This is a genomic window from Streptomyces sp. YIM 98790 (assembly GCF_011421595.1).
Classification (GTDB): Bacteria; Actinomycetota; Actinomycetes; order Streptomycetales; family Streptomycetaceae; genus Streptomyces.
In genome coordinates this window covers 1-25,149 of sequence record NZ_WTLH01000089.1, presented here as the reverse complement: position 1 = coordinate 25,149, position 25,149 = coordinate 1, and the positions used below count along the sequence as shown (strand labels likewise).

General features: G+C 72.0%; 22 protein-coding genes and 1 pseudogene. 7 read left to right on the top strand and 16 right to left on the bottom strand.

Annotated features, from left to right (window positions below; all coding sequences use genetic code 11):
* Positions 1-251: 251 nt before the first annotated feature.
* The gene (locus GQS09_RS16150; RefSeq protein WP_165986782.1) at positions 252-1,136 is read right to left on the bottom strand and encodes a hypothetical protein; all 885 of its coding nucleotides are present in this window, start codon (positions 1,134-1,136) and stop codon (positions 252-254) included.
* Between the two features lie 235 nt (positions 1,137-1,371).
* Complete coding sequence (locus GQS09_RS16145) at positions 1,372-2,388, bottom strand: polyprenyl synthetase family protein (RefSeq protein ID WP_165986781.1); 1,017 nt, start codon at positions 2,386-2,388, stop codon at positions 1,372-1,374.
* A 145-nt stretch (positions 2,389-2,533) separates the two neighbouring features.
* Here GQS09_RS16145 and fahA point away from each other — a divergent pair, with 145 nt between their 5' ends.
* The 3 genes from fahA to GQS09_RS16130 all read left to right on the top strand — a co-directional run bounded on the left by fahA (position 2,534) and on the right by GQS09_RS16130 (position 5,155).
* Positions 2,534-3,808 carry a fumarylacetoacetase gene (gene fahA, locus GQS09_RS16140; RefSeq protein ID WP_165986780.1) on the top strand — a complete coding sequence of 425 codons (1,275 nt, stop codon included), beginning with the start codon at positions 2,534-2,536 and terminating at the stop codon, positions 3,806-3,808.
* Between the two features lie 61 nt (positions 3,809-3,869).
* Complete coding sequence (locus tag GQS09_RS16135) at positions 3,870-4,457, top strand: hypothetical protein (RefSeq protein ID WP_165986779.1); 588 nt, start codon at positions 3,870-3,872, stop codon at positions 4,455-4,457.
* A 116-nt stretch (positions 4,458-4,573) separates the two neighbouring features.
* Positions 4,574-5,155, top strand: coding sequence for a hypothetical protein (locus tag GQS09_RS16130; RefSeq protein WP_165986763.1), 582 nt, complete (start codon positions 4,574-4,576; stop codon positions 5,153-5,155).
* A 92-nt stretch (positions 5,156-5,247) separates the two neighbouring features.
* Here the strand turns inward: GQS09_RS16130 and nuoN are convergent, their stop codons facing one another.
* The 14 genes from nuoN to GQS09_RS16060 form a co-directional block, all read right to left on the bottom strand.
* Positions 5,248-6,879 carry an NADH-quinone oxidoreductase subunit NuoN gene (gene nuoN / locus GQS09_RS16125; protein WP_165986784.1) on the bottom strand — a complete coding sequence of 544 codons (1,632 nt, stop codon included), beginning with the start codon at positions 6,877-6,879 and terminating at the stop codon, positions 5,248-5,250.
* An 11-nt stretch (positions 6,880-6,890) separates the two neighbouring features.
* Complete coding sequence (locus tag GQS09_RS16120; RefSeq protein WP_165986778.1) at positions 6,891-8,495, bottom strand: NADH-quinone oxidoreductase subunit M; 1,605 nt, start codon at positions 8,493-8,495, stop codon at positions 6,891-6,893.
* Positions 8,496-8,511: 16 nt separating this feature from the next.
* Entirely contained in the window at positions 8,512-10,413 is a 1,902-nt protein-coding gene (gene nuoL, locus GQS09_RS16115) for an NADH-quinone oxidoreductase subunit L (protein WP_165986777.1), read from the bottom strand.
* Between the two features lie 13 nt (positions 10,414-10,426).
* Positions 10,427-10,726, bottom strand: a complete 300-nt coding sequence (gene nuoK / locus GQS09_RS16110) for an NADH-quinone oxidoreductase subunit NuoK (protein ID WP_165986776.1) — start codon at positions 10,724-10,726, stop codon at positions 10,427-10,429.
* Complete coding sequence (locus GQS09_RS16105) at positions 10,723-11,637, bottom strand: NADH-quinone oxidoreductase subunit J (protein ID WP_165986775.1); 915 nt, start codon at positions 11,635-11,637, stop codon at positions 10,723-10,725. The genes nuoK and GQS09_RS16105 overlap by 4 nt, the downstream gene beginning before the upstream one ends.
* Positions 11,634-12,272: an NADH-quinone oxidoreductase subunit NuoI gene (nuoI, locus tag GQS09_RS16100; RefSeq protein ID WP_165986774.1), complete on the bottom strand. Its 639-nt coding sequence runs from the start codon at positions 12,270-12,272 to the stop codon at positions 11,634-11,636. The genes GQS09_RS16105 and nuoI overlap by 4 nt, the downstream gene beginning before the upstream one ends.
* Positions 12,265-13,611: an NADH-quinone oxidoreductase subunit NuoH gene (gene nuoH / locus GQS09_RS16095; RefSeq protein WP_243761461.1), complete on the bottom strand. Its 1,347-nt coding sequence runs from the start codon at positions 13,609-13,611 to the stop codon at positions 12,265-12,267. The genes nuoI and nuoH overlap by 8 nt, the downstream gene beginning before the upstream one ends.
* A 101-nt stretch (positions 13,612-13,712) precedes the next feature.
* On the bottom strand, positions 13,713-16,298 hold the full coding sequence (locus GQS09_RS16090) for an NADH-quinone oxidoreductase subunit G (protein WP_165986772.1): 2,586 nt from the start codon (positions 16,296-16,298) through the stop codon (positions 13,713-13,715).
* The gene (gene nuoF, locus GQS09_RS16085; RefSeq protein WP_165986771.1) at positions 16,295-17,665 is read right to left on the bottom strand and encodes an NADH-quinone oxidoreductase subunit NuoF; all 1,371 of its coding nucleotides are present in this window, start codon (positions 17,663-17,665) and stop codon (positions 16,295-16,297) included. Before nuoF ends, GQS09_RS16090 begins: the two co-directional genes overlap by 4 nt.
* Positions 17,665-18,495: an NADH-quinone oxidoreductase subunit NuoE gene (gene nuoE, locus GQS09_RS16080; protein ID WP_165986783.1), complete on the bottom strand. Its 831-nt coding sequence runs from the start codon at positions 18,493-18,495 to the stop codon at positions 17,665-17,667. Before nuoE ends, nuoF begins: the two co-directional genes overlap by 1 nt.
* A gap of 86 nt (positions 18,496-18,581) precedes the next feature.
* Positions 18,582-19,940 (bottom strand): NADH-quinone oxidoreductase subunit D, encoded by a 1,359-nt coding sequence (locus tag GQS09_RS16075; protein ID WP_165986770.1) that lies wholly within the window; start codon positions 19,938-19,940, stop codon positions 18,582-18,584.
* Positions 19,940-20,710: an NADH-quinone oxidoreductase subunit C gene (locus GQS09_RS16070; protein WP_165986769.1), complete on the bottom strand. Its 771-nt coding sequence runs from the start codon at positions 20,708-20,710 to the stop codon at positions 19,940-19,942. The genes GQS09_RS16075 and GQS09_RS16070 overlap by 1 nt, the downstream gene beginning before the upstream one ends.
* Positions 20,707-21,261, bottom strand: coding sequence for an NADH-quinone oxidoreductase subunit B family protein (locus GQS09_RS16065; protein WP_165986768.1), 555 nt, complete (start codon positions 21,259-21,261; stop codon positions 20,707-20,709). Before GQS09_RS16065 ends, GQS09_RS16070 begins: the two co-directional genes overlap by 4 nt.
* Before the next feature lie 72 nt (positions 21,262-21,333).
* The gene (locus GQS09_RS16060) at positions 21,334-21,693 is read right to left on the bottom strand and encodes an NADH-quinone oxidoreductase subunit A (RefSeq protein WP_165986767.1); all 360 of its coding nucleotides are present in this window, start codon (positions 21,691-21,693) and stop codon (positions 21,334-21,336) included.
* A gap of 371 nt (positions 21,694-22,064) precedes the next feature.
* Between GQS09_RS16060 and GQS09_RS16055 the strand changes: the two genes are divergently transcribed.
* The 4 genes and pseudogenes from GQS09_RS16055 to GQS09_RS16040 form a co-directional block, all read left to right on the top strand.
* Positions 22,065-22,844 (top strand): TSUP family transporter, encoded by a 780-nt coding sequence (locus tag GQS09_RS16055; RefSeq protein WP_165986766.1) that lies wholly within the window; start codon positions 22,065-22,067, stop codon positions 22,842-22,844.
* Positions 22,845-22,855: 11 nt separating this feature from the next.
* A complete protein-coding gene (locus GQS09_RS16050; protein WP_165986765.1) occupies positions 22,856-23,461 on the top strand; it encodes a PspA-associated protein PspAB in 606 nt (201 codons plus the stop codon).
* A 117-nt stretch (positions 23,462-23,578) separates the two neighbouring features.
* On the top strand, positions 23,579-24,484 hold the full coding sequence (htpX, locus tag GQS09_RS16045; protein WP_165986764.1) for a zinc metalloprotease HtpX: 906 nt from the start codon (positions 23,579-23,581) through the stop codon (positions 24,482-24,484).
* A gap of 307 nt (positions 24,485-24,791) precedes the next feature.
* Positions 24,792-25,149, top strand: a pseudogene (locus GQS09_RS16040) (hypothetical protein); the annotation flags it as partial.

Genomic DNA, 25,149 nt, shown 5'->3' with positions numbered 1-25,149 from the left:
CGGCCGGACGGCGCGGGCGCCGGCACCGCCCCGCCCGCGGTCGGCGCCCGCCGGTGACGCACCGGCGGAGGAACGGGACCCGGCTCCCGGCGAGGGGAAGAGCCGGGGGCACGGGTCCCGTCCGGAAAGGGAACGGACGAGGGGCACGGAAAGGTGCCGGTGCCGGGCTCGGCATTCGAGACCCGGCGTCCGGCGCCGGGTGCCCGGCGCCGGGTGTCCGGGGCCCGGCGTTCGAGGCCCGGCGTTCGCGCTCAGTGCTCGAAGAGTTCCGGGCCGAAGCCGCTCCCGAGGAGACTCTCGAACGGCGCGTCGGGGTTGATCTCGATCACCTCGGCCCCCTTCGGCGGGGTGAACTCGAAGGTGCCGCCGGCCGGCTTGTCGTAGCTGATCTGTGAGAACGCCACGTCCAGCAGCTGCCGCTCCGGGCTGTTCACCGTCACCGCGAGCGGCAGCCCGGTCTCGGCGTCCACCGAGATGCGGACCGATTCCACCGACAGCAGTCCGGCGTCCCCCCGGTCACCGGCAGGCTCCACCAGCAGCTGGTAGACGTCCTGCCCGGCCACCCGGCCGGTGCCCTGCACGGTCAGCTCCGCGGTGCCCTCGGTCTCGGCCAGCACCCGCTCGGCCATCTCCTGCGGGGTCAGCCCGGCGGACGGGTCCCACTCCTCCGCCTCGGCCCCGGTCTTCCCCTCCGGGTGCTCCGGCACGGCCGAGTGGTACACGGTGTTCCCGGCGGCGTCGTAGACCCACAGGTCGTCCCGGTTGTGGATCACGGTGAACTCCTCGGAGCCGCTGCCCAGTTCCAGGCGCTGCCGCTCCGGCCCGTCCACCGCCACCCGCACCGTGCTGCTGCCGCTGGCCAGGGCGGCCAGCCGCCCGGCCTCGCTGCCGCCGAAGGAGCGGGCCATCTCCTCCAGCCCGGGAATCTCGAAGGCGGTCCGCACCCGCACCGTGCCGGACAGCTCCTGGGTGTCCGACTCCGCGATCCGGACGATCAGTTCCTCGGCGGTGACTTCGGGCAGATCAGGGCTGCCGTCGCTGGCCAGCGCCGGGTAGAGCCCCGCCCCGGCCGCCACCACGCCGGTGACCACCGCGGCCGGCACCAGTACCCGGCGGAGCTTTTCGTTCACTGCCATGTCCATCCCCATCCGCTCTGCTCAGTGAGCCTCGTCGAGCTTCCTCGGCCCGTCCCCCGGACACTCACGATTTCACCGGACGGCGGGTACCGGAGGCATCAGCCGCAGGGCCCGTCCACGTCCTCCGGGGGGATGAACCGGAGGCCGGGGCGGGGCCCCGGTCCCTTAGGGGAACCCCGGTGGGGAGCCGGGCGGGCAGCGGGCCCACCGCGGGACGGGGCGGCGGGCGCGCCGCTCAGCTCGTGCGGTCGGCGACGTTGTCGCACAGGGCGGCCAGCGCCGCCCGCGCCGGGCACTCCGGCAGCGGGGTGAGCAGCTCCCGCGCCCGCGCCGCGTACTCCAGCGCGTCCGCCCGTGCCTCCTGGAGCACCGGGTGGGCCCGCAGCCCGGCCAGCGCCTCGGTGCGCCGCCCCTCGTCCGTCAGATCGCCGTCCAGCAGGTTCAGCAGGGCCACGTCGTCCGCCGTGCCGCCGCCGTGCCGGGCGATCCGCTCCCGCAGCCGCAGCACCGGCAGGGTGGCGATGCCCTCCCGCAGATCCGTGCCCGGCGTCTTGCCCGACACGTCGCCGTCGCCGGCGATGTCCAGCACGTCGTCGGCCAGTTGGAACGCGACCCCGATCCGCTCGCCGAACTGGGTCAGCAGGTGGACGGTCCGCTCGTCGGCCCCGGACAGCAGGGCCCCGAACCGCCCGGAGACGGCGATCAGCGAGCCCGTCTTGCCCGCCACCACCTCCAGGTAGTGGGCCACCGGATCGTCGCCCGGGCGGGGCCCCGCGGTCTCCAGGATCTGCCCGGTGACCAGCCGCTCGAACGCCTCCGCCTGGATGCGCACCGCCTCCGGCCCCAGCTCCGCCACGACGGAGGAGGCGCGGGCGAACAGGAAATCGCCGGTGAGCACGGCCACCGAGTTGTCCCAGCGGGCATTGGCGCTGGACACCCCGCGCCGCACGTCCGCCTCGTCCATCACGTCGTCGTGGTAGAGGGTCGCCAGATGGGTCAGCTCCACGGTGACCGCCGCCGGCACCACGCCCGGCGCGTGCGGATCACCGAACTGCGCCGCCAGCATCACCAGCAGCGGCCGGAACCTCTTGCCCCCGGCCCGCACCAGGTGCTGGGCCGCCTCGGTCAGAAACGGGACATCGCTCTTGGTGGCCTCGACGAGTCCCGCCTCGACAGCCGCAAGTCCGGCCCTGATGTCCGTCTCCAGGGCCTGGTCCCGCACGGTCACCCCGAAGGGCCCCACGACGGTCACGACCGCTACTCCTTCTCCGAGGTGCACTGACCATCGAAGGGTATCCCGTCGAAAGTCGATCACCACCGGCGGATACCGCGTGGCGGGGGCCGGAGGACGGGTACGGTCCGCCGCGCCGGTGCGGCACCGGTCTAGGGTGTCGGGCATGTCTGAGACCAGCATGAACGAGGTGCCGGTGGTGACCGAGGACGATCTCTTCGGGCCGGACAACCTCCCCTACGGCGTTTTCTCCACCGCCGGCGAACCCGCCCGGCGCCGGATCGGCGTCCGCTACGGCAACCGTGTACTGGATCTGGGCGGCGCCGCGGCTGCCGTGGGCAGCCCGCACACCGCCCTGCTCTCCGCGCCCGTGCTGAACCCGCTGATGGCCGCCGGACGCCCGGTGTGGACCGAGGTGCGGGCGCGGCTGCGCTCCTGGCTCACCGACCCGGACACGGTGAGCCTGCTGGCCGGCCGCGGCCTGCTGCTGCCGCTGGACGACCCGGACCGCCCGCTCACCCTGCATCTGCCGTTCGAGGTGGCGGACTATGTGGACTTCTACTCCAGCGAGCACCACGCCGTCACCGTGGGCCGGATCTTCCGGCCGGACGCCGAACCGCTGACCCCCAACTGGAAGCACCTGCCGATCGGCTACCACGGACGGTCCGGCACGGTGGTGGTGTCCGGCACACCGGTGGTCCGCCCGCACGGCCAGCACCAGGCCCCGGACGCCGCCGCGCCCGGCTTCGGCCCCTCCCGGCGGCTGGACATCGAGGCCGAGGTCGGGTTCGTGGTGGGCACCCCCAGCCCGCTGGGCGAGCCGGTGCCGATGAGCGCCGCCGCGGACCACATCTTCGGTGTCTGCCTGCTCAACGACTGGTCCGCGCGGGATCTGCAGGCGTGGGAGTACCGGCCGCTCGGCCCGTTCCTGGGCAAGTCCTTCGCCACCTCGGTCTCGGCCTGGGTGACCCCGCTGGAGGCGCTGGACGCCGCCCGCACCGCCCCGCCGCCGCGCAGCCACCCGCTGCTGCCCTACCTCGACGACGGCGACGGCCCGCACTGGGGGCTGGATCTGCGGCTGGAAGTGCGGCTGAACGGGCAGCTGCTGTCCGGGCCGCCGTTCGCCGCCATGTACTGGACGGCCGCCCAGCAGCTCGCCCACCTCACCGTCAACGGCGCCTCGCTGCGCACCGGCGACCTCTTCGCCTCCGGCACGGTCAGCGGCCCGGAACCGGACCAGCGGGGCTGCCTGCTGGAGATGACCTGGGGCGGCCGGGACCCGGTCCGGCTGCCGGACGGCACCGGGCGGGTCTATCTGGAGGACGGCGACGAGGTGACGCTGACCGCCTGGGCGCCCGCGCCCGGCGGGGGCGGGCGGCGCATCGGGCTGGGCGAGGTCACCGGACGGGTGGAACCGGCACGTACTCCCCGCACGTCCTGATCCCAGGGACGCGTGCGACCGGCGCCCGCGAGGGGCGGCGGGTGACGACGAAGGGGATGCGATGCGCGGGATGAGGGCCGTGGCCTGGGCCGCGGTGGCCGCGGCCGTGGTGCTGCCGGTCGCCGGCTGCTCCAGCGGCGGCGACGGGGGCAAGGACGGGGACGGCGGGACCGGGGACGGCAAGGAGCCCTCCGCCGAGGAGAGCCCGGAGGAGGAACCGGCCGGCACCGCGGCGCTGGACGGCGTCTGGGTCGCCGAGACCACGGGCAGCGGGGTGCTGCTCCAGATCTCGGGCGGCACCGTGAGCCGCTTCGACGGCGGCGAGGTGTGCCTGGGCGCCACCGCCGAGGCGGCCGGCCGGACCGCCCTCACCGTGCGGTGCGGCGGGGACGGCTCCCCGGACACCGGGGAGGCCACCATGGCGGGCGGTTCCCTCACCGTGGCCTGGGAGTCGGCCGGCGAGCAGCAGTACACCCGGGTCGCCGGCGCCGGCACCGACCTCGGCGGCATTCCGCTGGAGGAACTCGGCCTGGAAGGGCTGGAGGGTCTGGAAGGGCTGGAGGGCCTGGACCTGGACGGCCTGGACGCCGGACTGCTGGAGCAGCTCCAGCGGCTGGAGGGCCTGGACCCGGGGCAGCCCGGCGGCTGAACCGGGCGGAGCCCGCGGCCGGCCGCCGCGACGGTGTGCCGAACGGGGAACCGGCCCGCCGGACCGGCACACCGGGACGGTAGCGTGAGCGGAAGATCCGGACCTAGAGGGGAACTATGCGTAGGTCAGTACGGCTCGCCGGCCCCGTTGCGCTGGCCGCGGCGGGAGTTCTGCTGCTGGGCGCATGCGGCAGCGACGGCGACGACAACAACGCCGGGGACACCGGCGGAAGCAGCAGCGGCGGCGCGGCGGGCGGTGAGGACGCCTCGGGCGGCGACACCGGGGAGACCGGGGACACCGGCGGCGACACCGGCGGGGACACCGGCGGCGACCCGGGCGGCACCGGCGGCGGCAGCCTGGACGGCTGGTGGACCACCGACCCGACGGTGGAGAACCCGAACCAGCTCATCATCGGGGACGGCCAGGCCACCTATCTGAAGGACGAGGGGCAGGCGGTGTGCAGCGGCACCGCCGCCGAGAACCACCTGGAACTGCTCTGCATGGACAGCACGCCGCTGGTCGGGGTGGCGCAGCTCAACGGCGACGAGCTCACCGTCACCTGGGACGACGGCGGCTCCGAGAGCTTTGTCAACCTCGGCCAGGACATCGAGGACCTGGAGAACCTGCTCCAGGGCATGGACGGCCTGGAGGACATCGGCGGCCTGCAGGGCGGCCTGGAGGGCCTGGAGGGCAACTGAGCCGCGCCCGCAGAGGCGCCGGACGACAGGGCGGTGGCCCGGAACCCCGAGGGGTTCCGGGCCACCGCCGCGTCACATCCGCCGGGCGGGCCTCACCGGGAGGTGGCCGCGGCCTCCTGGACGAAGACCCCGGCCTGCCCGGCCAGATCCAGGAAGTACTGCGGCGCGATGCCCAGCACCAGCGTCACCACGGCGGCCAGCCCGACCACCGACACGGTCAGCGGGCTGGGGATCACCACCGACGGCCCGCCGGTCTGCGGCTCGCTGAAGAACATCAGCACGATCACCCGGACGTAGAAGAACGCGGCGATCGCCGAGGCCGCCACACCGACCACCACCAGGCCCATCGCGCCGGCGTCGGCCGCCGCCCGGAACACCGCGAACTTGCCGGCGAAGCCGGAGGTCAGCGGGATACCGGCGAAGGCCAGCAGGAAGAGCGCGAAGGTCCCGGCCAGTATCGGCGAACGCCGCCCCAGTCCCGCCCACTTGGACAGGTGGGTGGCCTCGCCCTGCGGGTCCCGCACCAGCGTCACCACGGCGAAGGCGCCCAGCGTGACGAAGGAGTAGGCGGCCAGGTAGAACAGCGCCGAGGAGATGCCGTCCGGCGACACCGCGATCACACCGGCCAGGATGAAGCCGGAGTGGGCGATCGAGGAGTAGGCCAGCAGCCGCTTCACATCGGTCTGGGTGATGGCGATGACCGCGCCGGCCACCATGGACAGGATGGCCACGCCCCACAGCACCGGCTCCCAGTCCCAGCGCATGCCCGGCAGCACCACGTACAGCAGCCGCAGCAGCGCCCCGAAGGCCGCCACCTTGGTCGCCGCCGCCATGAAGCCGGTCACCGGGGTCGGCGCGCCCTGGTAGACGTCCGGGGTCCACATGTGGAACGGCACCGCGCCCACCTTGAACAGCAGGCCCATCAGCACCATGGCCCCGCCGATCAGCAGCAGCGCGTCGTTGCCCATGGTGGCGGTCAGCGCCGGGTCCAGCTCCGGCGGGGTGCCGGCGATCACCGCGGCGATCCGGGCGTAGGTCAGCGAGCCCGCGTAGCCGTACAGCAGCGCGATGCCGAACAGCAGGAAGGCCGAGGCGAAGGCGCCCAGCAGGAAGTACTTGACCGCGGCCTCCTGGCTGAGCAGCCGCCGGCGGCGGGCCAGCGCGCACAGCATGTACAGCGGCAGCGAGAAGACCTCCAGCGCGATGAACAGCACCAGCAGGTCATTGGCGGCCGGGAAGATCATCATCCCGCCGGTGGCGAACAGCAGCAGCGGGAAGACGTCCGTGGTCATCCACCCGGCCTTGACCGCCTGCTGCTCGGCCGGGCCGCCGGGCAGCGCGGCCGGCTGGGCGGCGAAGGAGTCCACCGGCCGGCCGTGCTCGGCCGGGTCCAGCCGCCGCTCGGCGAACAGGAACACCGACACCAGCGCCACCAGGGCCAGCACGCCCTGGAGGAACAGCGCCGGACCGTCCACCGCGATCGCCCCGGCGCCCGCGACCAGCGCCTCGCTGGTGCCGTAGTCGCTGACCGCCAGCCCGATCACCGCGGAGAAGGCCGCGGCCAGGCCCAGCACCGAGAGCACCATCTGGGTGAGGTACCGGGCCCGCCGGGGGACGAACGCCTCGACCAGGATGCCCAGCGTGGCCGCCCCCAGCACGATCAGCGTCGGCGAGAGCGCGACCCACTGGATCTCCGGGAAGACGGGCTCCGTCTGCGCCAGCATCAGGTAGCTGCTCACTTGCGTGCCTCCAGTTCAGCGGGGGCGGGGTCGGTCTTGCCGACGTCCGACATCGTGTGGTCCACCGCCGGGTTGACGATGTCGGTCACCGGCTTGGGGAAGACGCCCAGGAAGATCAGCAGCGCGATCAGCGGCGTCACCACGGCCAGCTCACGGGGCCGCAGGTCACGGATCTTCCCGGCCGCCTCGGTCACCGGCCCGGTCATGGTGCGCTGGTAGAGGATCAGCACGTACAGCGCCGCCAGCACTATGCCGGTGCAGGCGACGATGCCGGCCACCGGGTAGCGGCTGAAGGTGCCGACCAGCACCAGGAATTCGCTGACGAACGGCCCGGTCCCGGGCAGCGACAGCGTGGCCAGGCCGGCCACCAGGAAGGTCCCGGCCAGCAGCGGGGCGTTCTTCTGCACCCCGCCGTAGTCCCCGATCAGGCGCGAGCCGCGCCGCGAGATGAGGAAGCCGGCCACCAGCATCAGCGCCGCGGTGGCCACCCCGTGGTTGACCATGTAGAGGGTGGCGCCGGACTGGCCCTGGCTGGTCATCGCGAAGATGCCCAGGATGATGAAGCCGAAGTGGCTGATGGACGCGTACGCGATCAGCCGCTTCATGTCCCGCTGGCCGAGTGCCAGCAGCGCACCGTAGACGATGGACACCAGCGCCAGCACCAGCACCACCGGGGTGGCCCACACGCTCGCCTCGGGGAACAGCCCCAGGCAGAAGCGCAGCATGGCGAAGGTGCCGACCTTGTCCACCACCGCGGTGATCAGCACCGCCACCGGTGCGGTGGACTCGCCCATGGCGTTGGGCAGCCAGGTGTGCACGGGCCACAGCGGCGCCTTGATGGCGAAGGCGAAGAAGAAGCCGAGGAACAGCCAGCGCTCGGTGGACTCGGCGAACGTCAGCTCACCGGAGGCGCGGGCCTCCACCAGGGTCTGCAGCGAGAAGGTGCCGCCGCCGGCCAGGTCGTCGGCCGCGACCACGTACAGGCCGATCACCGCGGCCAGCATCACCAGGCCGCCGGCCAGGTTGTAGAGCAGGAACTTGACCGCCGCGTAGGAGCGCTGCTTGGCCTGCTCGCTCTCCGGGTGCTCCCCGGCCCGGTCCCCGAAGCCGCCGATCAGGAAGTACAGCGGGATCAGCATGGCTTCGAAGAAGATGTAGAAGAGGAACACATCGGTCGCCATGAAGGACATGACGACCATGGCCTCGACCATCAGGATCAGCGCGAAGAAGCCCTGGGTGGGCCGCCAGCGCCGGCCGGCCCGCGCCTCGCCCTCCACCGGGTCGGCGTCGTTCCATCCGGCGCCGATGAGGAAGGGGACGATGACCGCGGTCAGCGCCACCATGGCCACCGCGATACCGTCCACGCCGAGTTCGTAGCGGACCCCGAAGTCGGCGATCCAGGAGTGCGACTCGGTGAGCTGGTAGCGGTCGCCGCCCGGTTCGAACCGGACCAGGACGACCGCCGCCAGCACCACGGTGGCCAGCGAGAAGGCCAGCGCCACCCACTTGGCGAGTGTCCGCCGGGCGGCCGGCACGGCGGCGGTGGCCACCGCGCCGAGCGCGGGGGCCAGGGCCGTGGCCGTCAGCAAGGGAAATGACATCTGCGCATACCGCCCTTCAGACCGCCCGCATCAGCAGCGTCACGGCGACCAGGACCGCCGCTCCGCCGAACATGGAGACCGCATAGCTGCGGGCATAGCCGTTCTGTACCCGCCGCAGGCGGCCGGACAGGCCGCCGAACGCCGCGGCGGTGCCGTTCACCACCCCGTCCACCAGCTTGTGGTCGACGTAGACCAGGCCGCGGGTGAGGTAGTTGCCGGGCCGGACCAGCACCGCGTGGTTGACGTCGTCCTGGAGCAGGTCGCGCCGGGCGGCCCGGGTGACCCAGCGGCCCACCGGGGCGACCAGCGGCACCGGGCGCCGGCCGTACTGGAACCAGGCACCGGCCACGCCGATCAGCATCACCGCGGTGGCCGCGACGGAGACCATGCCGTGCGAGATCGGTGCCTCCTCGTGCCCGAGCCCGGTCACCGGCTCCAGCCAGTGCGCGAACCGCTCGCCGAGCGAGAAGTACGCGCCCGCGCCCACCGAGCCGACGGCCAGCACGATCATCGGGATGGTCATCACCCGCGGTGCCTCGTGCGGGTGCGGTTCCTTGCCCCGGGCGTCCTTCTGCCAGCGCTTCTCACCGAAGAACGTCATGATCATCATGCGGGTCATGTAGTACGCGGTGAGCGCCGCGCCCAGCAGGGTGACCCCGCCCAGAATCCAGCCCTGGGTGCCGCCCTTGGCGAAGGCCGCGTAGATGATCTCGTCCTTGGAGAAGAAGCCGGACAGGCCGGGGAAGCCGATGATGGCCAGATACGCCAGCCCGAAGGTGACGAAGGTGACCGGCATGTACCTCCGCAGGCCGCCGTAGCGGCGCATGTCCACCTCGTCGTTCATGGCGTGCATCACCGAGCCGGCGCCGAGGAACAGGCCGGCCTTGAAGAAGCCGTGGGTGACCAGGTGCATGATCGCGAAGACGTAGCCGATCGGGCCCAGCCCGGCGGCCAGCATCATGTAGCCGATCTGCGACATCGTCGAACCGGCCAGGGACTTCTTGATGTCGTCCTTGGCGCAGGCGACAAAGGCACCGAACAGCAGCGAGGCGGCACCGACGACGGTGACCACCAGCTGCGCGTCCTGGGTGAGGTTGAAGATCGCGGCCGAGCGGACCACCAGATAGACGCCCGCGGTCACCATGGTGGCCGCGTGGATCAGGGCGGAGACCGGGGTCGGGCCCTCCATGGCGTCCCCGAGCCAGGACTGCAGCGGCACCTGGGCGGACTTGCCGCAGGCGGCCAGCAGCAGCATCAGGCCGATGCCGGTGAGCGTGGCCTGCCCGGCCCCCGCGGCCACCGTGCCGTCGAGCACCTCGCCGAAGGCGAACGAACCGAACGTGGTGAACATCAGGAAGATCGCGATGGCCAGGCCGACATCGCCGACCCGGTTCACGATGAACGCCTTCTTGGCGGCCGTGGCCGCGCTGGGCTTGTGCTGCCAGAACCCGATCAGCAGGAAGGAGGCCAGACCCACGCCCTCCCAGCCGACGTACAGCAGCAGGTAGTTGTCGGCGAGCACCAGCAGCAGCATGGCGCCCATGAACAGATTGAGATAACCGAAAAAGCGGCGGCGGCGCTCGTCGTGCGCCATGTAGCCGACCGAGTAGAGGTGGATCAGCGAGCCCACGCTGGTGACCAGCAGGACGAAGGTCATGGAGAGCTGGTCGAGCTGGAAGGCCACATCGGCCTGGAAGCCCTCCACCGGCACCCAGGAGAACAGGTGCGAGGTGACCGTGCGCTCCTCGGCGTCCTTGCCGAGCATGTCGAAGAAGAGGACGGCCGCGAACACGAAGGACAGCGCGGCCAGGCCGGTGCCGAGCCAGTGCCCGGTCCGGTCCAGCCGGCGTCCCCCGGTCAGCAGCACGGCCGCGCCCAGCAGCGGGGCCGCGACCAGCAGTCCGATCAGAGATTCCACTGGAATTGACCCCTTACAGCTTCATCAGACTGGCGTCGTCGACCGAGGCCGAGTGACGGGAGCGGTAGACCATGACGATGATCGCCAGTCCGACCACCACTTCCGCCGCGGCGACCACCATCACGAAGAACGCGGCGATCTGGCCGTCGAGGTTGCCGTGCATCCGGGAGAAGGCCACCAGGGCGAGGTTCGCGGCATTGAGCATCAGCTCGACGCACATGAAGACCACGATGGCGTTCCGCCGGATCAGCACCCCGCAGGCGCCGATGGTGAAGAGCAGGGCGGAAAGATACAGATAGTTCTCGGGACTCACCGTCCGTCCTCCCTCTCGGCGGAGCCGTTGGCCAGGGCCCGCTCCCCGTTCTCCGGGTCCTCCGGACGCCGGGCGCGGGCCGGGACGCTGGGCGGACGGCCCTGGTAGTCGGCGGTGCGCTGCTCCAGCGCCGCCAGGTCGGCCAGCGCCTGCTCGTGCACCTCGCGGACCTGCCCGCGGTTGCGCAGCGTGGCGCTGACGCTGACCTCGGACGGAGTGCCGTCCGGCAGCAGCGCCGGGATGTCCACGGCGTTGTGCCGGGCGTAGACGCCGGGCGGGGGCAGCGGGGTGACCCACTCCTTGCGCACCCGCTCCTCGGCCTGCTCGCGCTGCGACTTGTAGCGCTCGATGCGCTCCCGGTGGGTCAGCAGGGTGGCGCCCATGGCGGCCACCGTGAGCAGCACCCCGGTCACCTCGAAGGCGACCACGTACTCGGTGAACAGCAGGGTGGCCAGGGCCTGGACGTGGCCGCCGGCGTTGGCGTCGGCCAGACCGGTGAAGGTCTGCACCGAGGTCTGGCCGATCCCGGCGATCAGCAGGATGCCCAGGCCCAGCCCGCAGAGCGCGGCCAGCAGCCGCTGGCCCTTCAGGGTCTCCTTGAGGGAGTCCGCCTGGCTGACGCCGACCAGCATCAGCACGAACAGGAAGAGCATCATCACGGCGCCGGTGTAGACCACGATCTGCACCACGCCCAGGAAGTAGGCGCCGTTGGCCAGGTAGAACAGGGCCAGCAGCACCATGGTCCCGGCCAGGCAGAGCGCGGAGTGCACGGCCCGCTTCATCAGGACGGTGCCCAGCCCGCCGGCCACCGCCAGCGGGGCCAGGATCCAGAACTGCGCGGCCTCCCCGGTGGAGGTCGAGGTCTCGACGGCCAGCGTGGAGACCGCGGAGACGGCTGCCAGAGTGCTCATGAGAGGACCTCGCTGTTGCTCTCGGCCTCGCTGCTGCCCGCCTCGCTGCTGCCCGCCTCGCCGCCGGAGCCCTCACCCGGGCCGGTCTCGCCCTTGGAGCGGGCGACCTGGCGGACGGTGTCCGGGGCGGCCCGGGTCACCTCGCCCCGGTAGTAGGACTGCTCGTCCGTGCCGGGGTACATGGCGTGCGGCGGCTCGACCATGCCGTCGGTCAGCCCGGCCAGCAGCTCCTCCTTGGTGTAGATCAGGGATTCGCGGCTGCGGTCGGCCAGCTCGTACTCGTTGGTCATGGTCAGCGCGCGGGTCGGGCACGCCTCCACGCACAGCCCGCACAGGATGCAGCGCAGGTAGTTGATCTGGTAGACGCGGCCGTAGCGCTCGCCCGGGGAGTAGCGCTCCTCCTCGGTGTTGTCCGCGCCCTCCACGTAGATGGCGTCGGCCGGGCAGGCCCAGGCGCACAGCTCGCAGCCGATGCACTTCTCCAGCCCGTCCGGGTGCCGGTTGAGCTGGTGGCGGCCGTGGAAGCGCGGCGCGGTCGGCTTCTTCTCCTCCGGGTACTGCTCGGTGAGCCGCTTCTTGAACATGGCCTTGAAGGTCACGCCGAAACCGGCCACCGGGTTGTGAAACTCAGGCATCGTCGCCCTCCTTCCCTTCCTCGCCGGCCTGGGTGTCGGCCGTGACGGTTGCGGTCGCCTGCCCGCCGGGGTGGCGCGAGGGGCGGCGCGGCACCGGGGGCAGCTTCTGGCCCGGCATGGGCGGCACCGGATAGCCGCCGGCCATCGGGTCGAACTCCGGTCCCCCGCCGCGCCGCGCGGTGTGCTCCTCGGCCTCGGCCCGCGCCGCCTCCGAGCGGTCGCGGAAGATGTCGACGACGTAGGAGAGGAGCAGCAGGATCAGCACCGCGCCGCCGACCCAGAACAGGATGTCCACGAAGCCCCAGCCCTGGTCCATCAGGACCTGGACGGTGGCGACCAGCATCAGCCACACCAGGGCGACCGGGATGAGCACCTTCCAGCCCAGGCTCATGAACTGGTCGTAGCGGACCCGGGGCAGGGCGGCCCGGATCCACACGAAGAAGAACATCACCGTGAGCAGTTTGAGGACGAACCAGAGCATCGGCCACCAGCCGGTGTTGGCGCCCTCCCACAGGGAGAGCGGCACCGGGGCCCGCCAGCCGCCCAGGAACACCGTCACCATCAGCGCCGAGACGGTCACCATGTGGATGTACTCGCTCAGCATGAACATCGCGAACTTGATGGACGAGTACTCGGTGTTGAAGCCGCCGACCAGGTCGCCCTCGGACTCCGGCATGTCGAACGGGGCGCGGTGCGCCTCGCCGACCATGGCCACCATGTAGATGAGGAAGGAGACCGGCAGCAGCGCCACGTACCAGCGGTCGTGCTGCCCCGCCACGATGGCGGAGGTGGACATCGAGCCGGAGTGCAGGAAGACCGCGGCGAAGGACAGGCCCATGGCCACCTCGTAGGAGATGATCTGGGCGGTGGCCCGCACGCCGCCGAGCAGCGGGTAGGTGGAGCCGGAGGACCAGCCGGCCAGCACCACGCCGTAGCCGGCGATGGCCGAGGTGGCCAGCACGTACAGCAGCGCCACCGGGAGGTCGGTGAGCTGCAGCACGGTCTCGGTGCCGAAGATGGAGACGGGGTCGTCGGCCGGGCCGAACGGGATCACCGCGAAGGCCATGAAGGCCGGGATGGCGGCGAGCACCGGGGCCAGGATGTAGACCGGCTTGTCGGCGGCCTTGACGACGACGTCTTCCTTGAGCATCAGCTTCACGCCGTCGGCCAGCGACTGCAGCATGCCCCAGGGGCCGTGCCGGTTCGGCCCGATGCGGAGCTGCATCCAGGCGATCACCTTGCGCTCCATCACGATGGAGATGAGCACCGTGACCATCATGAAGGCGAAGACCGCCACCGCCTTGAGCAGGACCAGCCAGAACGGGTCGGTCCCGAACATCGACAGGTCGGCCTCCTGGGCCAGCAGTGTGCCTCCGGCGGTGACGCCGCTCTCCAGCGCGCGCTCCGCACCGCTCAGCGCTGCGCCGTGCAGCAGACCGCTCATCGGGCCTCGCCTCCCTTCTCCTGTGCCTCGCCGGAGACGGCGGGTGCCGCGGCGAGCGTGACCCGCTGTCCGGGCACGGCGCCGAGGTCGTGGTGGACACCGCCGCCGGTGGAGTTCAGCGGCAGCCAGACCACGCCGTCCGGCATCTCGGTGATCTCCAGCGGCAGGGTCATGGACCCGGCCGGGCCGGTGACGGTGACCGCGGCGGCGTCCGCGGCCAGCCCCGCCGCCGTGGCGGTGGCGGCGGACAGCCGGGCCGGCGCGGCGTGCCGGGTGGCGGCCAGCGCCTCGTCGCCGTCCTGGAGCCGGCCCTGGTCGAGCAGCATCCGGTGGCCGGCCAGCACCGCGGTGCCGGGCTCCGGCAGGGCGGGGGTGTCGGCGGTGCCGGTGGGTCCGAGCGGCAGGTCGCCGGTCCACTCGCCGAGCTCGGCCAGCTCGCGCCGGACCGCGGTGACGTCGGGCAGGCCCAGCGCCACGTCCATGTGGTCGGCCAGCATGTGCAGGGCCCGGGTGTCGGTCTGCACATGGCGGCGGGTCATCTGGTCGGGCTTGATGGCCGCCTCGAACGGACGGTAGCGGCCCTCCCAGTTGAGGAAGGTGCCGCTCTTCTCGGCCACGGCGGCGACCGGCAGCACCACGTGGGCGCGGGCGGTGACCTCGCTGGGCCGCAGCTCCAGGCTGACCAGGAAGCCCTCGTCCCGCATCCGGTCCAGGGCGGCGAGCGCCCGGCGCGGGTCGGGCAGGTCGGCGGTCTGCACGCCGCCGACCACCAGGGCGCCGAGCCGTCCGCTCGCCGCGGCCTCGATGATCTGGGAGGTGTCGCGGCCGGGCCGGTCGGGCAGCTCGGGCTCGCTGACGCCCCAGACCTCGGCGACCTCCTCGCGGGCCCGGATGGCGTGGTCGGGACGGCCGCCGGGCAGCAGCCCGGGCAGGGCGCCGGCCTCGACGGCGCCGCGCTCGCCGGCCCGGCGCGGAATCCAGGCCAGTGCGGCGCCGGTGGCTCCGGCCAGGCCGACCGCGGCGGTCAGGCCGCCGGGCACGGTGGCCAGCCGTTCGCCGACGATGATCACCGCGCCGTCCTGGCGCAGGGCCTCGGCGGCGCGCCGGCCGTCGTCGCCCAGCGGGCCGCCCTCGCCGGCGGCCAGGGCGTCCAGCCACTCCGGCTCGGTGCCGGGCGCGGCCGGCAGCAGGGTGCCGTTGGTCTTGGCCAGGCCGGGGGTGGTGTGGGTGGCCAGGGAGAAGACCTCCAGGCCGTGCCTGCGGCTGCCCTTGCGCAGGCGCAGGAAGACGCCGGGTGCCTCCTCCTCGGACTCGAATCCGGCCAGCAGCACGGCCGGCGCGTTCTCCAGCGCCCGGTGGGTGACCCCGGTGCCGGCCGTGCCGTTCAGGCCGTGCAGGCCGGTCCCGGCCACGTGGGCGGCCAGGAAGTCGGTCTCCTCGGCGCTGTGCGGGCGGGCCCGGAAGTCGATGTCGTTGGTGCCGAGCGCCACCCGGGCGAACTTGGCGTAGGCGTAGGCGTCCTCGACGGTGAGCCGGCCACCGGGCAGCACGGCGGCGCCGTCGCCGTTGTCCCTGGCCCGGCGCAGGCCCTCGGCCGCGGCGTGCAGCGCCTCCGGCCAGCTGGCCGGCTCCAGTTCACCGGTCCCGGGGTTGCGCACCAGCGGGTGGCCGAGCCGGTCCGGGAGCTGGGCGTAGCGGAACGCGAAGCGGCCCTTGTCGCACATCCACTCCTCGTTGACCTCCGGGTCGTTGCCGGCCAGGCGGCGCATGACCTTGCCCCGGCGGTGGTCGGTGCGGGTGGCGCAGCCGCCCGCGCAGTGCTCGCACACGCTCGGCGAGGAGACCAGGTCGAAGGGGCGGGCGCGGAACCGGTAGGAGGCGGAGGTGAGTGCGCCGACCGGGCAGATCTGGATGGTGTTGCCGGAGAAGTAGGACTCCAGCGGCTGCCCGGCGCCGGTGCCGACCTGCTGGAGCGCGCCGCGTTCCAGGAGTTCGATCATCGGGTCGCCGGCGATCTGGTGGGAGAACCGGGTGCAGCGGGCGCACAGCACGCAGCGCTCCCGGTCCAGCAGCACGTTGGGCGAGACCGGGACGGGCTTGTCGAAGGTCCGCTTCTTGCCGTCGAAGCGGGATTCGGCGTTGCCGTGGCTCATGGCCTGGTTCTGCAGCGGGCATTCGCCGCCCTTGTCGCAGACCGGGCAGTCCAGGGGGTGGTTGATGAGCAGCAGCTCCATCACGCCGTGCTGGGCCTTGGCGGCGCCGGGCGAGGTGAGCTGGGTGCGCACCACCATGCCGTCGGTGCAGGTGATGGTGCAGGAGGCCATGGGCTTGCGCTGGCCCTCCACCTCGACCATGCACTGGCGGCAGGCGCCGACCGGGTCCAGCAGGGGGTGGTCGCAGAACCGCGGCACCTCGATGCCGAGCTGTTCGGCGGCCCGGATGACCAGGGTGCCCTTGGGCACCGAGATCTCGACGCCGTCGATGGTCAGGGTGACCAGCTCGGGCGGCGGGGTCTCCTTCCTGCCCGCCCCTGCGCCGCCGTCGCCCGGCGTGGGGCTCTTGGCGTCCGTGGTGACGGTCATGCGTTCACCTCCGCGGTGGACTTGCCGGCCGGGCGGTCGGCCCAGACGGTCGACTTGGCGGGGTCGAAGGGGCAGCCGCGTCCGGTGATGTGCTGCTCGTACTCGTCCCGGAAATACTTGAGCGAGGAGAAGATCGGGCTGGCCGCGCCGTCGCCCAGGGCGCAGAAGGACTTGCCGTTGATGTTGTCGGCGATGTCCGCCAGCTTGTCGAGGTCGGCCATCAGGCCCTTGCCGGCCTCGATGTCCCGCATCAGCTGGACCAGCCAGTAGGTGCCCTCCCGGCAGGGGGTGCACTTGCCGCAGGACTCGTGGGCGTAGAACTCGGTCCAGCGGGTGACGGCCCGGACCACGCAGGTGGTCTCGTCGAAGATCTGCAGGGCCTTGGTGCCGAGCATGGAGCCGGCGCCCATCACGCCCTCGTAGTCCAGCGGCACGTCCAGGTGCTCGTCGGTGAGCAGCGGGGTGGAGGAGCCGCCGGGGGTCCAGAACTTCAGGCGGTGGCCGGGGCGGACACCGCCGGAGAGTTCGAGGAGCTCGCGCAGGGTGATGCCCAGCGGGCCCTCGTACTGGCCGGGGCGGGCCACGTGGCCGGAGAGCGAGTAGAGCGTGAAGCCGGGGGACTTCTCGCTGCCCATGGAGCGGAACCATTCCTTGCCGCGGGCCATGATGGCGGGCACCGAGGCGATGGACTCCACGTTGTTGACCACGGTGGGGCAGGCGTAGAGGCCGGCCACCGCGGGGAACGGGGGCCGCAGCCTCGGCTGGCCGCGGCGGCCCTCCAGGGAGTCCAGCAGCGCGGTCTCCTCCCCGCAGATGTAGGCGCCGGCGCCGGCGTGCACGGTCAGCTCCAGGTCCTTGCCGGGGCCGAGGGCGTCCTTGCCGAGGTAGCCGGCGGCGTACGCCTCGGCGACGGCGGCGTGCAGCCGGCGCAGCACCGGCACCACTTCGCCGCGCAGGTAGATGAAGGCGTGCTGGGAGCGGATGGCGTGGCAGGCGATGACGATGCCCTCGATCAGGGCGTGCGGGTTGGCGTAGAGCAGCGGGATGTCCTTGCAGGTCCCGGGCTCGGACTCGTCCGCGTTGACCACCAGGTAGTGCGGCTTGTCGTCGCCCTGGGGGATGAACTGCCACTTCATGCCGGTGGGGAAGCCGGCGCCGCCGCGTCCGCGCAGCCCGGATTCCTTGACGTAGGCGATGACGTCGTCGGGTGCCATGGCCAGGGCGGTGCGCAGGCCGGCGTAGCCGCCGTGGTCGCGGTAGGTGCGCAGGGACCAGGACTCGGGCTGGTCCCAGGTGGCGGAGAGGACCGGTTCGAGCAGCTTGCCGGCGCTCGCGACGGTCTTGGCTGCGGGGGTGTCGGGGGACATCACTCACCCTCCTCGGAGACCGGGCCCGCGGGGTGCTGCGGGTCGGAGGCCGCGCTGGGCTGGGGGGCGTCGTGCGAGCTGGGGTGCCCGGCGGGCGCCTCGTCGCGCGGGTAGACGGGGACGTCCCGCGGGGCCGGCTCGGCGGGGCGCGCGGTGATCCGCTCCGGGGCGGTCTCGCCCTTGGCGAGGCGCAGGCCGATCAGGGAGGCGTGGCCGCCGCTGCCGCCGGCCTCCAGGGCGCCCTCGCGCCGGTCGGGGAAGCCCGCCAGGATGCGGGAGGTGGCCTTGAAGCCGCACAGCGGGGCGCCCCGGGTGGGCGTGGCGCCGCGGCCGGCGATCAGGTCGTCGACCAGTTGCCGGGCGGACTCGATGGTCTGGTCGTCGAAGAACTCCCAGTTGACCATGATGACCGGGGCGTAGTCGCAGGCCGCGTTGCACTCGATGTGCTCCAGGGTGACCTTGCCGTCGGCGGTGGTCTCGCCGTTGCCGATGCCCAGGTGCTCCTGGAGGGCCTCGAAGATGGCGTCGCCGCCCATCACCGCGCAGAGCGTGTTGGTGCAGACGCCGATGTGGTACTCGCCGCCCGGCTTGCGCCGGTACATGGAGTAGAAGGTGGCGACCGCGGTCACCTCGGCCAGGGTGAGGCCGAGCCGGTCGGCGCAGAACTGCATGCCGGTGCGGGAGACGAAGCCCTCCTCGGCCTGCACCAGGTGCAGCAGCGGGAGCAGGGCGGAGCGGCTGTGCGGGTAGCGGCCGATGATCTCGGCGGCGTCCCGCTCCAGCCGGGCGAGGGTCTCGGCCGGGAAGGGCGGGGCCGGGAGCTCCGGCATGCCCAGGGCGACCCTTTCGGTCACCGCGGCGGAGGTGGAGCCGGACGTCGCGGCGGCGGCGTCGGCGAGGATGTTCTCCGGCTGGTTCACCGGTCGACACCTCCCATCACGGGGTCGATCGAGGCCACGGCGACGATCACGTCGGCGACCATGCCGCCTTCGCACATCGCCGCGGCGGTCTGCAGGTTGGTGAAGGAGGGGTCCCGGAAGTGGACCCGGTAGGGGCGGGTGCCGCCGTCGCTGACCATGTGCACCCCGAGCTCGCCCTTGGCGGACTCCACGGCGGTGTAGACCTGGCCGGGCGGGACCCGGAAGCCCTCGGTGACCAGCTTGAAGTGGTGGATCAGGGCCTCCATGGAGGTGCCCATGATGTTCTTGATGTGGTCCAGCGAGTTGCCCAGGCCGTCCGGGCCGAGGGCGAGCTGCGCGGGCCAGGCGATCTTCTTGTCGGCGACCATCACCGGGCCGGGCTCCAGCCGGTCCAGGCACTGCTCGATGATGCGCAGCGATTCGCGCATCTCGGCGATCCGGATCAGGTAGCGGCCGTAGGAGTCGCAGCTGTCGGCGGTGGCGACCTCGAAGTCGTAGTTCTCGTAGCCGCAGTAGGGGTCGGTCTTGCGCAGGTCGTGCGGCAGGCCGGTGGCGCGCAGGATGGGGCCGGTGGCGCCCAGTGCCATGCAGCCGGACAGGTCCAGGTAGCCGACGTCCACCAGCCGGGCCTTGAAGACCGGGTTGTGGGTGGCGAGCTTGTCGTACTCGGTGAGGTTCTTGTCCATCTTGCGCACGAAGTCGCGCAGCGCGTCCATGGCGCCGGGCGGCAGGTCCTGGGCCAGGCCGCCGGGGCGGACGTAGGCGTGGTTCATGCGCAGGCCGGTGATCAGCTCGAACAGGTCCAGGCAGAGTTCACGGTCCCGGAAGCCGTAGATCATGATCGTGGTGGCGCCGAGCTCCATGCCGCCGGTGGCGAGGGCCACCAGGTGGGAGGAGATCCGGTTGAGCTCCATCAGCAGCACCCGGATGACCGTGGCGCGGTCGGGGACCTGGTCGGTGATGCCGAGCAGCTTCTCCACGCCCAGGCAGTAGGCCACCTCGTTGAAGAACGGCGTGAGGTAGTCCATGCGCGTCACGAACGTGGTGCCCTGCGTCCAGTTCCGGTATTCGAGGTTCTTCTCGATGCCGGTGTGCAGGTAGCCGATGCCGCAGCGGACCTCGGTGACGGTCTCGCCGTCGATCTCCAGGATGAGCCGCAGCACGCCGTGCGTGGAGGGGTGCTGCGGGCCCATGTTGACGACGATCTTCTCGTCGTCGGTGGCGGCTGCGGCCTTGGCGACGTCGTCCCAGTCACCGCCGGTGACGGTGTACACGGTGCCCTCGGTGGTCTCCCGGGCGACCGCTGTCGCGGCGGGGGTGGCGCCCCCGGACTCGGTGTGGTGGGTGGTGGACATCAGCTGTACGACCTCCGCTGGTCGGGTGCCGGGATCTGGGCGCCCTTGTACTCGACGGGGATGCCGCCGAGCGGGTAGTCCTTGCGCTGCGGGAAGCCCTGCCAGTCGTCCGGCATCATGATCCGGGTCAGGGCGGGGTGGCCGTCGAAGACGATGCCGAAGAAGTCGTAGGTCTCCCGCTCGTGCCAGTCGTTGGTCGGGTAGACGGAGACCACGGACGGGATGCGCGGGTCGGCGTCCGGGGCGCTGACCTCCAGCCGGATGAGCCGGCCGTGGGTGAGCGAGCGCAGGTGGTAGACGGCGTGCAGCTCGCGCCCGGTGTCGGCGGGGAGGTGCACGCCGCTGACCCCGGTGCACATCTCGAACCGCAGGGCCGGGTCGTCGCGCAGCGTGCGGGCCACGGCGAGCAGGTGTTCGCGGGCGATGTGCAGGGTCATCTCGCCGCGGTCGATCACCGTCTTCTCGATGGCGGCTTCCGGGTCGATGCCCTGTTCCTCCAGGGCGCCCTCGAGTTCGTCGGCGACCTCGTCGAAGTAGCCGCCGTAGGGGCGGTGGGAGCTGCCGGGCAGCCGGACGGTGCGGCGCAGCCCGCCGTAGCCGGAGGTGTCGCCGCCGTTGTCGGCGCCGAACATGCCGTGCCGCTGGGCGATCACGTCGCCGGCGCGTTCCCGCCGGGCGGGGGCGGCATCGGCGCTCGGGTCCTGCCCGGTGTTGGAGTTGGTGCCGGTGTCCGGGCTTGTGCTCGTGTTCTCGTTCACGTTCTCGCTCATCGCAGCAGGCCCTTCATCTCGATGGTGGGCAGGGCCTTGCGGGCCGCCTCCTCCGCCTCGCGGGCCGCGCGCTCGCGGTTGACGCCGAGCTTCTCCTCCTTGATCTTCTCGTGCAGCTTGAGGATCGCGTCGAGGAGCATCTCGGGGCGGGGCGGGCAGCCGGGCAGGTAGATGTCGACCGGGAGGATGTGGTCGACGCCCTGCACGATGGCGTAGTTGTTGAACATGCCTCCGGAGGAGGCGCAGACGCCCATGGCGATGACCCACTTCGGGTCGGCCATCTGGTCGTAGACCTGGCGGACCACGGGGGCCATCTTCTGGCTGACCCGGCCGGCCACGATCATCAGATCGGCCTGGCGGGGGGAGCCGCGGAAGACCTCCATGCCGAAGCGGGCCAGGTCGTAGCGGCCGGCGCCGGTGGTCATCATCTCGATGGCGCAGCAGGCGAGGCCGAAGGTGGCCGGGAAGACGGACGACTTGCGGGCCAGGCCGGCCGCCTTCTCCACGGTGGTCAGCACGAAGCCGCTGGGGATTTTCTCTTCAAGACCCATGGGGGACGACCTCTCTCGGTACGTGCCGGGGGGATGCCGGTCGGGGGTGAGTCCTGGGGTGCGGGGGTCAGGTCAGTCCCATTCGAGGCCCCCTCGGCGCCAGTCGTAGGCGTACGCGACGCCGATCAGACCGACGAAGATCAGCATCTGCACCAGACCGAACGTGCCCAGGGCGTCGAAGTGCACGGCCCACGGGTAGAGAAAGACGATCTCGATGTCGAAGACGATGAAGAGCATCGCCGTCAGGTAGTACTTCACCGGGAACCGGCCGCCGCCCGCGGGCTGCGGAGTGGGCTCGATGCCGCACTCGTAGGCCGAGAGCTTGGCGCGGTTGTAGCGCTTGGCCCCGATGAGCGAGGACGCCACCACCGAGAAAACGGCGAAGGCCGCACCGAGGGCACCCAGCACGAGGATGGGAACGTATGCGTTCACCGCACTTCGCTCCTTCCAGTCGACGGCGACTAGTTATGGACGCTATGTGAGTCAGTTCACAAGCCCGTGAGGCATCCTATGCCCGGTCTCCTGTGAGCTGGGACACGGGGTCCCCTTTCACCTTCTGTGATCTCCCCCACCTGCCGAAAGGCCCCGAAGGCGCTCCGAAGAGCACGTTCCGACGATCATCAACACGAAGATCCCGGACGCTCACGTGTGGTGATATCGGCGTCTCTTCCGGGTACCGGCCGGCCCTGCCCGGAGGCCATTCCGTTATCAGGCCGAGACCGTCCCGCGCACATTTGCTCGTGCCATGAGCGCGTGGTAGGGACGGAGCGCAAGGGCCGTTCGGCGGACGGGGGGGCAGGACGGTGGCAGAGCTCACAGTACCCGTGGTGGTGATGCTCTGCCTGGCGGCGGCCATGGCGGGGTGGGTGGACGCGGTGGTGGGCGGCGGCGGGCTGCTGCTGGTCCCGGCCCTGCTCATCGGGCTGCCCGAGGCGGCCCCCGCCTACGCGCTGGGCACCAACAAGGCGGTCGCGGTGGCCGGGACCGCGGTCTCGGCGGTCACCTACGCCCGCCGGTCGCCGGTGGACGTGCGGCTGGCGCTCCGCTTCGGGGTGCTGGCCTGCGGCTCGGCCGCGCTGGGCGCGGCGTTTGCATCCGCGGTGAGCAAGGAGTTCCTGCAACCGCTGATCATGGTGCTGCTGCTGTCCGTGGCGGTTTTTGTGGTGGCGCGGCCGGACTTCGGCACGGTGCCCGGCGGGCGCACCGCTGGGCGCCGGCGGCAGGCGGCGGCATTGCTGACGGCCGGGGCCGGAATCGGCTTCTACGACGGGCTGCTGGGGCCGGGAACCGGCACTTTTCTGGTGATCGCTCTGGTGAGCCTGCTGCACATGACGATGCTGACCGCGTCGGCCACCGCGAAGGTCGTGAACGTCGGCACAAACCTCGGGGCACTGGCGGTGTTCACGGCGGGCGGCACGGTGCTGTGGCAGCTGGCACCGCTGATGGCACTGTTCAATATGGCGGGCGGCTGGGCCGGCGCGCATATGGCGGTCAAGCGCGGCAGCGGGTTCATCCGCATCGTGCTGCTGACGGTGGTGACGCTGCTGGTCGCCCGCCTCGCCTGGGACCAGTGGTGGGCCTAATGTGGCGGGGGATGGGCTTTCTGGACGCGATTCTCGGACGGAAAAGGCCGGTCCCGCCGGATCTGGACCGGCTGTTCGCGCTGCCCTCGGCCGCGGTGACACTTCAGGCGGGCGCGGGATTCGCCCCGACCGGGCTGGGCTCGGTCTGCTTCGCGGCCGCCGAGGGCGGTGCCTTCGCGCGGCTGCGGCAGGAGATCGGGGCGCTGCTCAGCGAGGCCGAGCTGAGCCGGGACGACTACGGCTACGGCTGGGTACTGGCCCGGCACACCCCCGAGGAGCTGCCCGCACTCGTCAACGATCTGCATGCAGTCAACACCTATCTCCAGGAGGCCGGCTTCGGTCCGCAGCTGCTCTGCTCGCTGGCCGGTTTCCGGGACCGGCGGGGCCGCCCGCTGGCCCTGGTGTACCTGTACAAGCGCGGCACCTTCTATCCCTTCGCCCCCGTGCCGGGCGGCTCCGGCGAGCGGCGGGAGCGGCGGGACAACGCGCTGGAGCTGCAGGTGCGCGGCCTGCTGGGGGACGAGCTGCCGCTGGAGCAGGACCTGAGCCGCTGGTTCCCGCTCTGGGACGCCCCCGGCCTNTGGACTGAGCGGCCAGCACTGAGCGGCCAGCACTGAGCGGCCAGGACTGAGCGGCCAGCACTGAGCGGCCAGCACTGCGCGGCTGCCGGGACCGGTCGCACCGCATCACGGGCTTCCCGGGCGTACAGTCGCAAAAGGGAGGAGGCTCGCGCCATGGCACACACCCGCTATGCCCCGGACCGCGGCCTGACCGGCCGGATGGTCACCACCATGTTCCTGATCGGGCTGCTGTATGTGCTGTTCATGGGGGTGCTGCTGGTCGCCTTTCGCGACTCCTGGCCGCTGATCCTGCTGTTCACCGGCGGCCTGTTCGTCGCCCAGTTCTGGTTCAGCGACCGGATCGCCGCCTACAGCATGGGCGCCCACGAGGTCTCCCCGCAGCAGGCGCCGGAGCTGCACGCGGCCGTGGACCGGCTGTGCGCGCTGGCCGACATGCCCAAGCCGCGGGTGGCGATCGCGGACACCGATGTGCCCAATGCCTTCGCCACCGGGCGCAGCCAGGAGAAGTCGCTGGTCTGCGTGACCACCGGGCTGCTGCGCCGGCTGGAGCCGGAGGAGCTGGAGGGGGTGCTCTCGCACGAGCTGTCGCATGTGGCGCACCGCGATGTGGCGGTGATGACCTTCGCCGCCTTCCTGGGGGTGCTGGCCGGCACCATCACCCGGGTGGCGCTGTGGAGCGGCTTCCTGCGCGGCGGGCGCAACAGCCAGGGCCCGGCCGCACTGCTGGTGCTGCTGATCCCGCTGATCAGCATGCTGGTCTATGTGCTGAGCTTCCTGCTCACCCGGCTGCTGTCCCGGTACCGGGAGCTGTCCGCCGACCGGGGCGGGGCACTGCTGACCGGCAAGCCGTCGGCGCTGGCCTCGGCGCTGACCAAGATCAGCGGCCAGATGGCCCGGATTCCGACCCGGGACCTGCGCCGGGCCGAGCCGTACAACGCGTTCTTCTTCGCGCCCGCGCTGTCCGGTCAGTCGTTCAGCCGGCTGTTCTCCTCGCACCCCACGCTGGAGCGCCGGCTCGCGCAGCTCGCCGCGATCTCCCGGGAGCTGGGACGGCCCTGAGGGCCGGGACGGGCCCCGGCCGCAGACCCGCCCCGGCGCGTGAGGTGCACCACGTCCCTGACGGGCTCTCGGCAGCTTGCGTTGCCCTGTGCGTCACTTCGTGCTAGGCCACACCTGATACCGGGCATTGCGGACACAGACCAGCACACAGGGGCGTCCTTCCGCGGCACCGGAGCCCTCTGCGTACGCCGTACATCGGACATTCGACGCAAAGCACCCCCACGGGCCGGGCATTGTGGCGCATTCCACCGTGGTTGAGTGGCGTTATGCGTTCTTGATACGGCTGATGCCCATGACGTCACCGTCCTTGATCCGACCCACCGGGCGACATCGCAAGCCCCGCGAGTCGCGCTACGCGCGGCTGATCCGCGGCGGGGTCCTGTCCGGTTTCGTGGGCACGGTCGCGGTCTCCACCTCCGCCGCCCAGGCGGCCGAGAGCCCCGCCGAGACCTCCCAGGAGCTGCCCGCGCTGACGGACACGCTCACCAACGGTTTCACCCCCGGCGCCGTGCTGGCCGCCGAGGCCACCCTGGAGTACGCCGAGCAGACCGGGCAGCGCGCCGCGCAGGAGCAGGCCGAGGAGGCCGCCCGCCGCACCGCCGCCCGGCTGGCCGCCGAGGCCGAGGCCGAGCGCGAGGCGGAGCGCCGGGCCGAGCGCCGGGCCG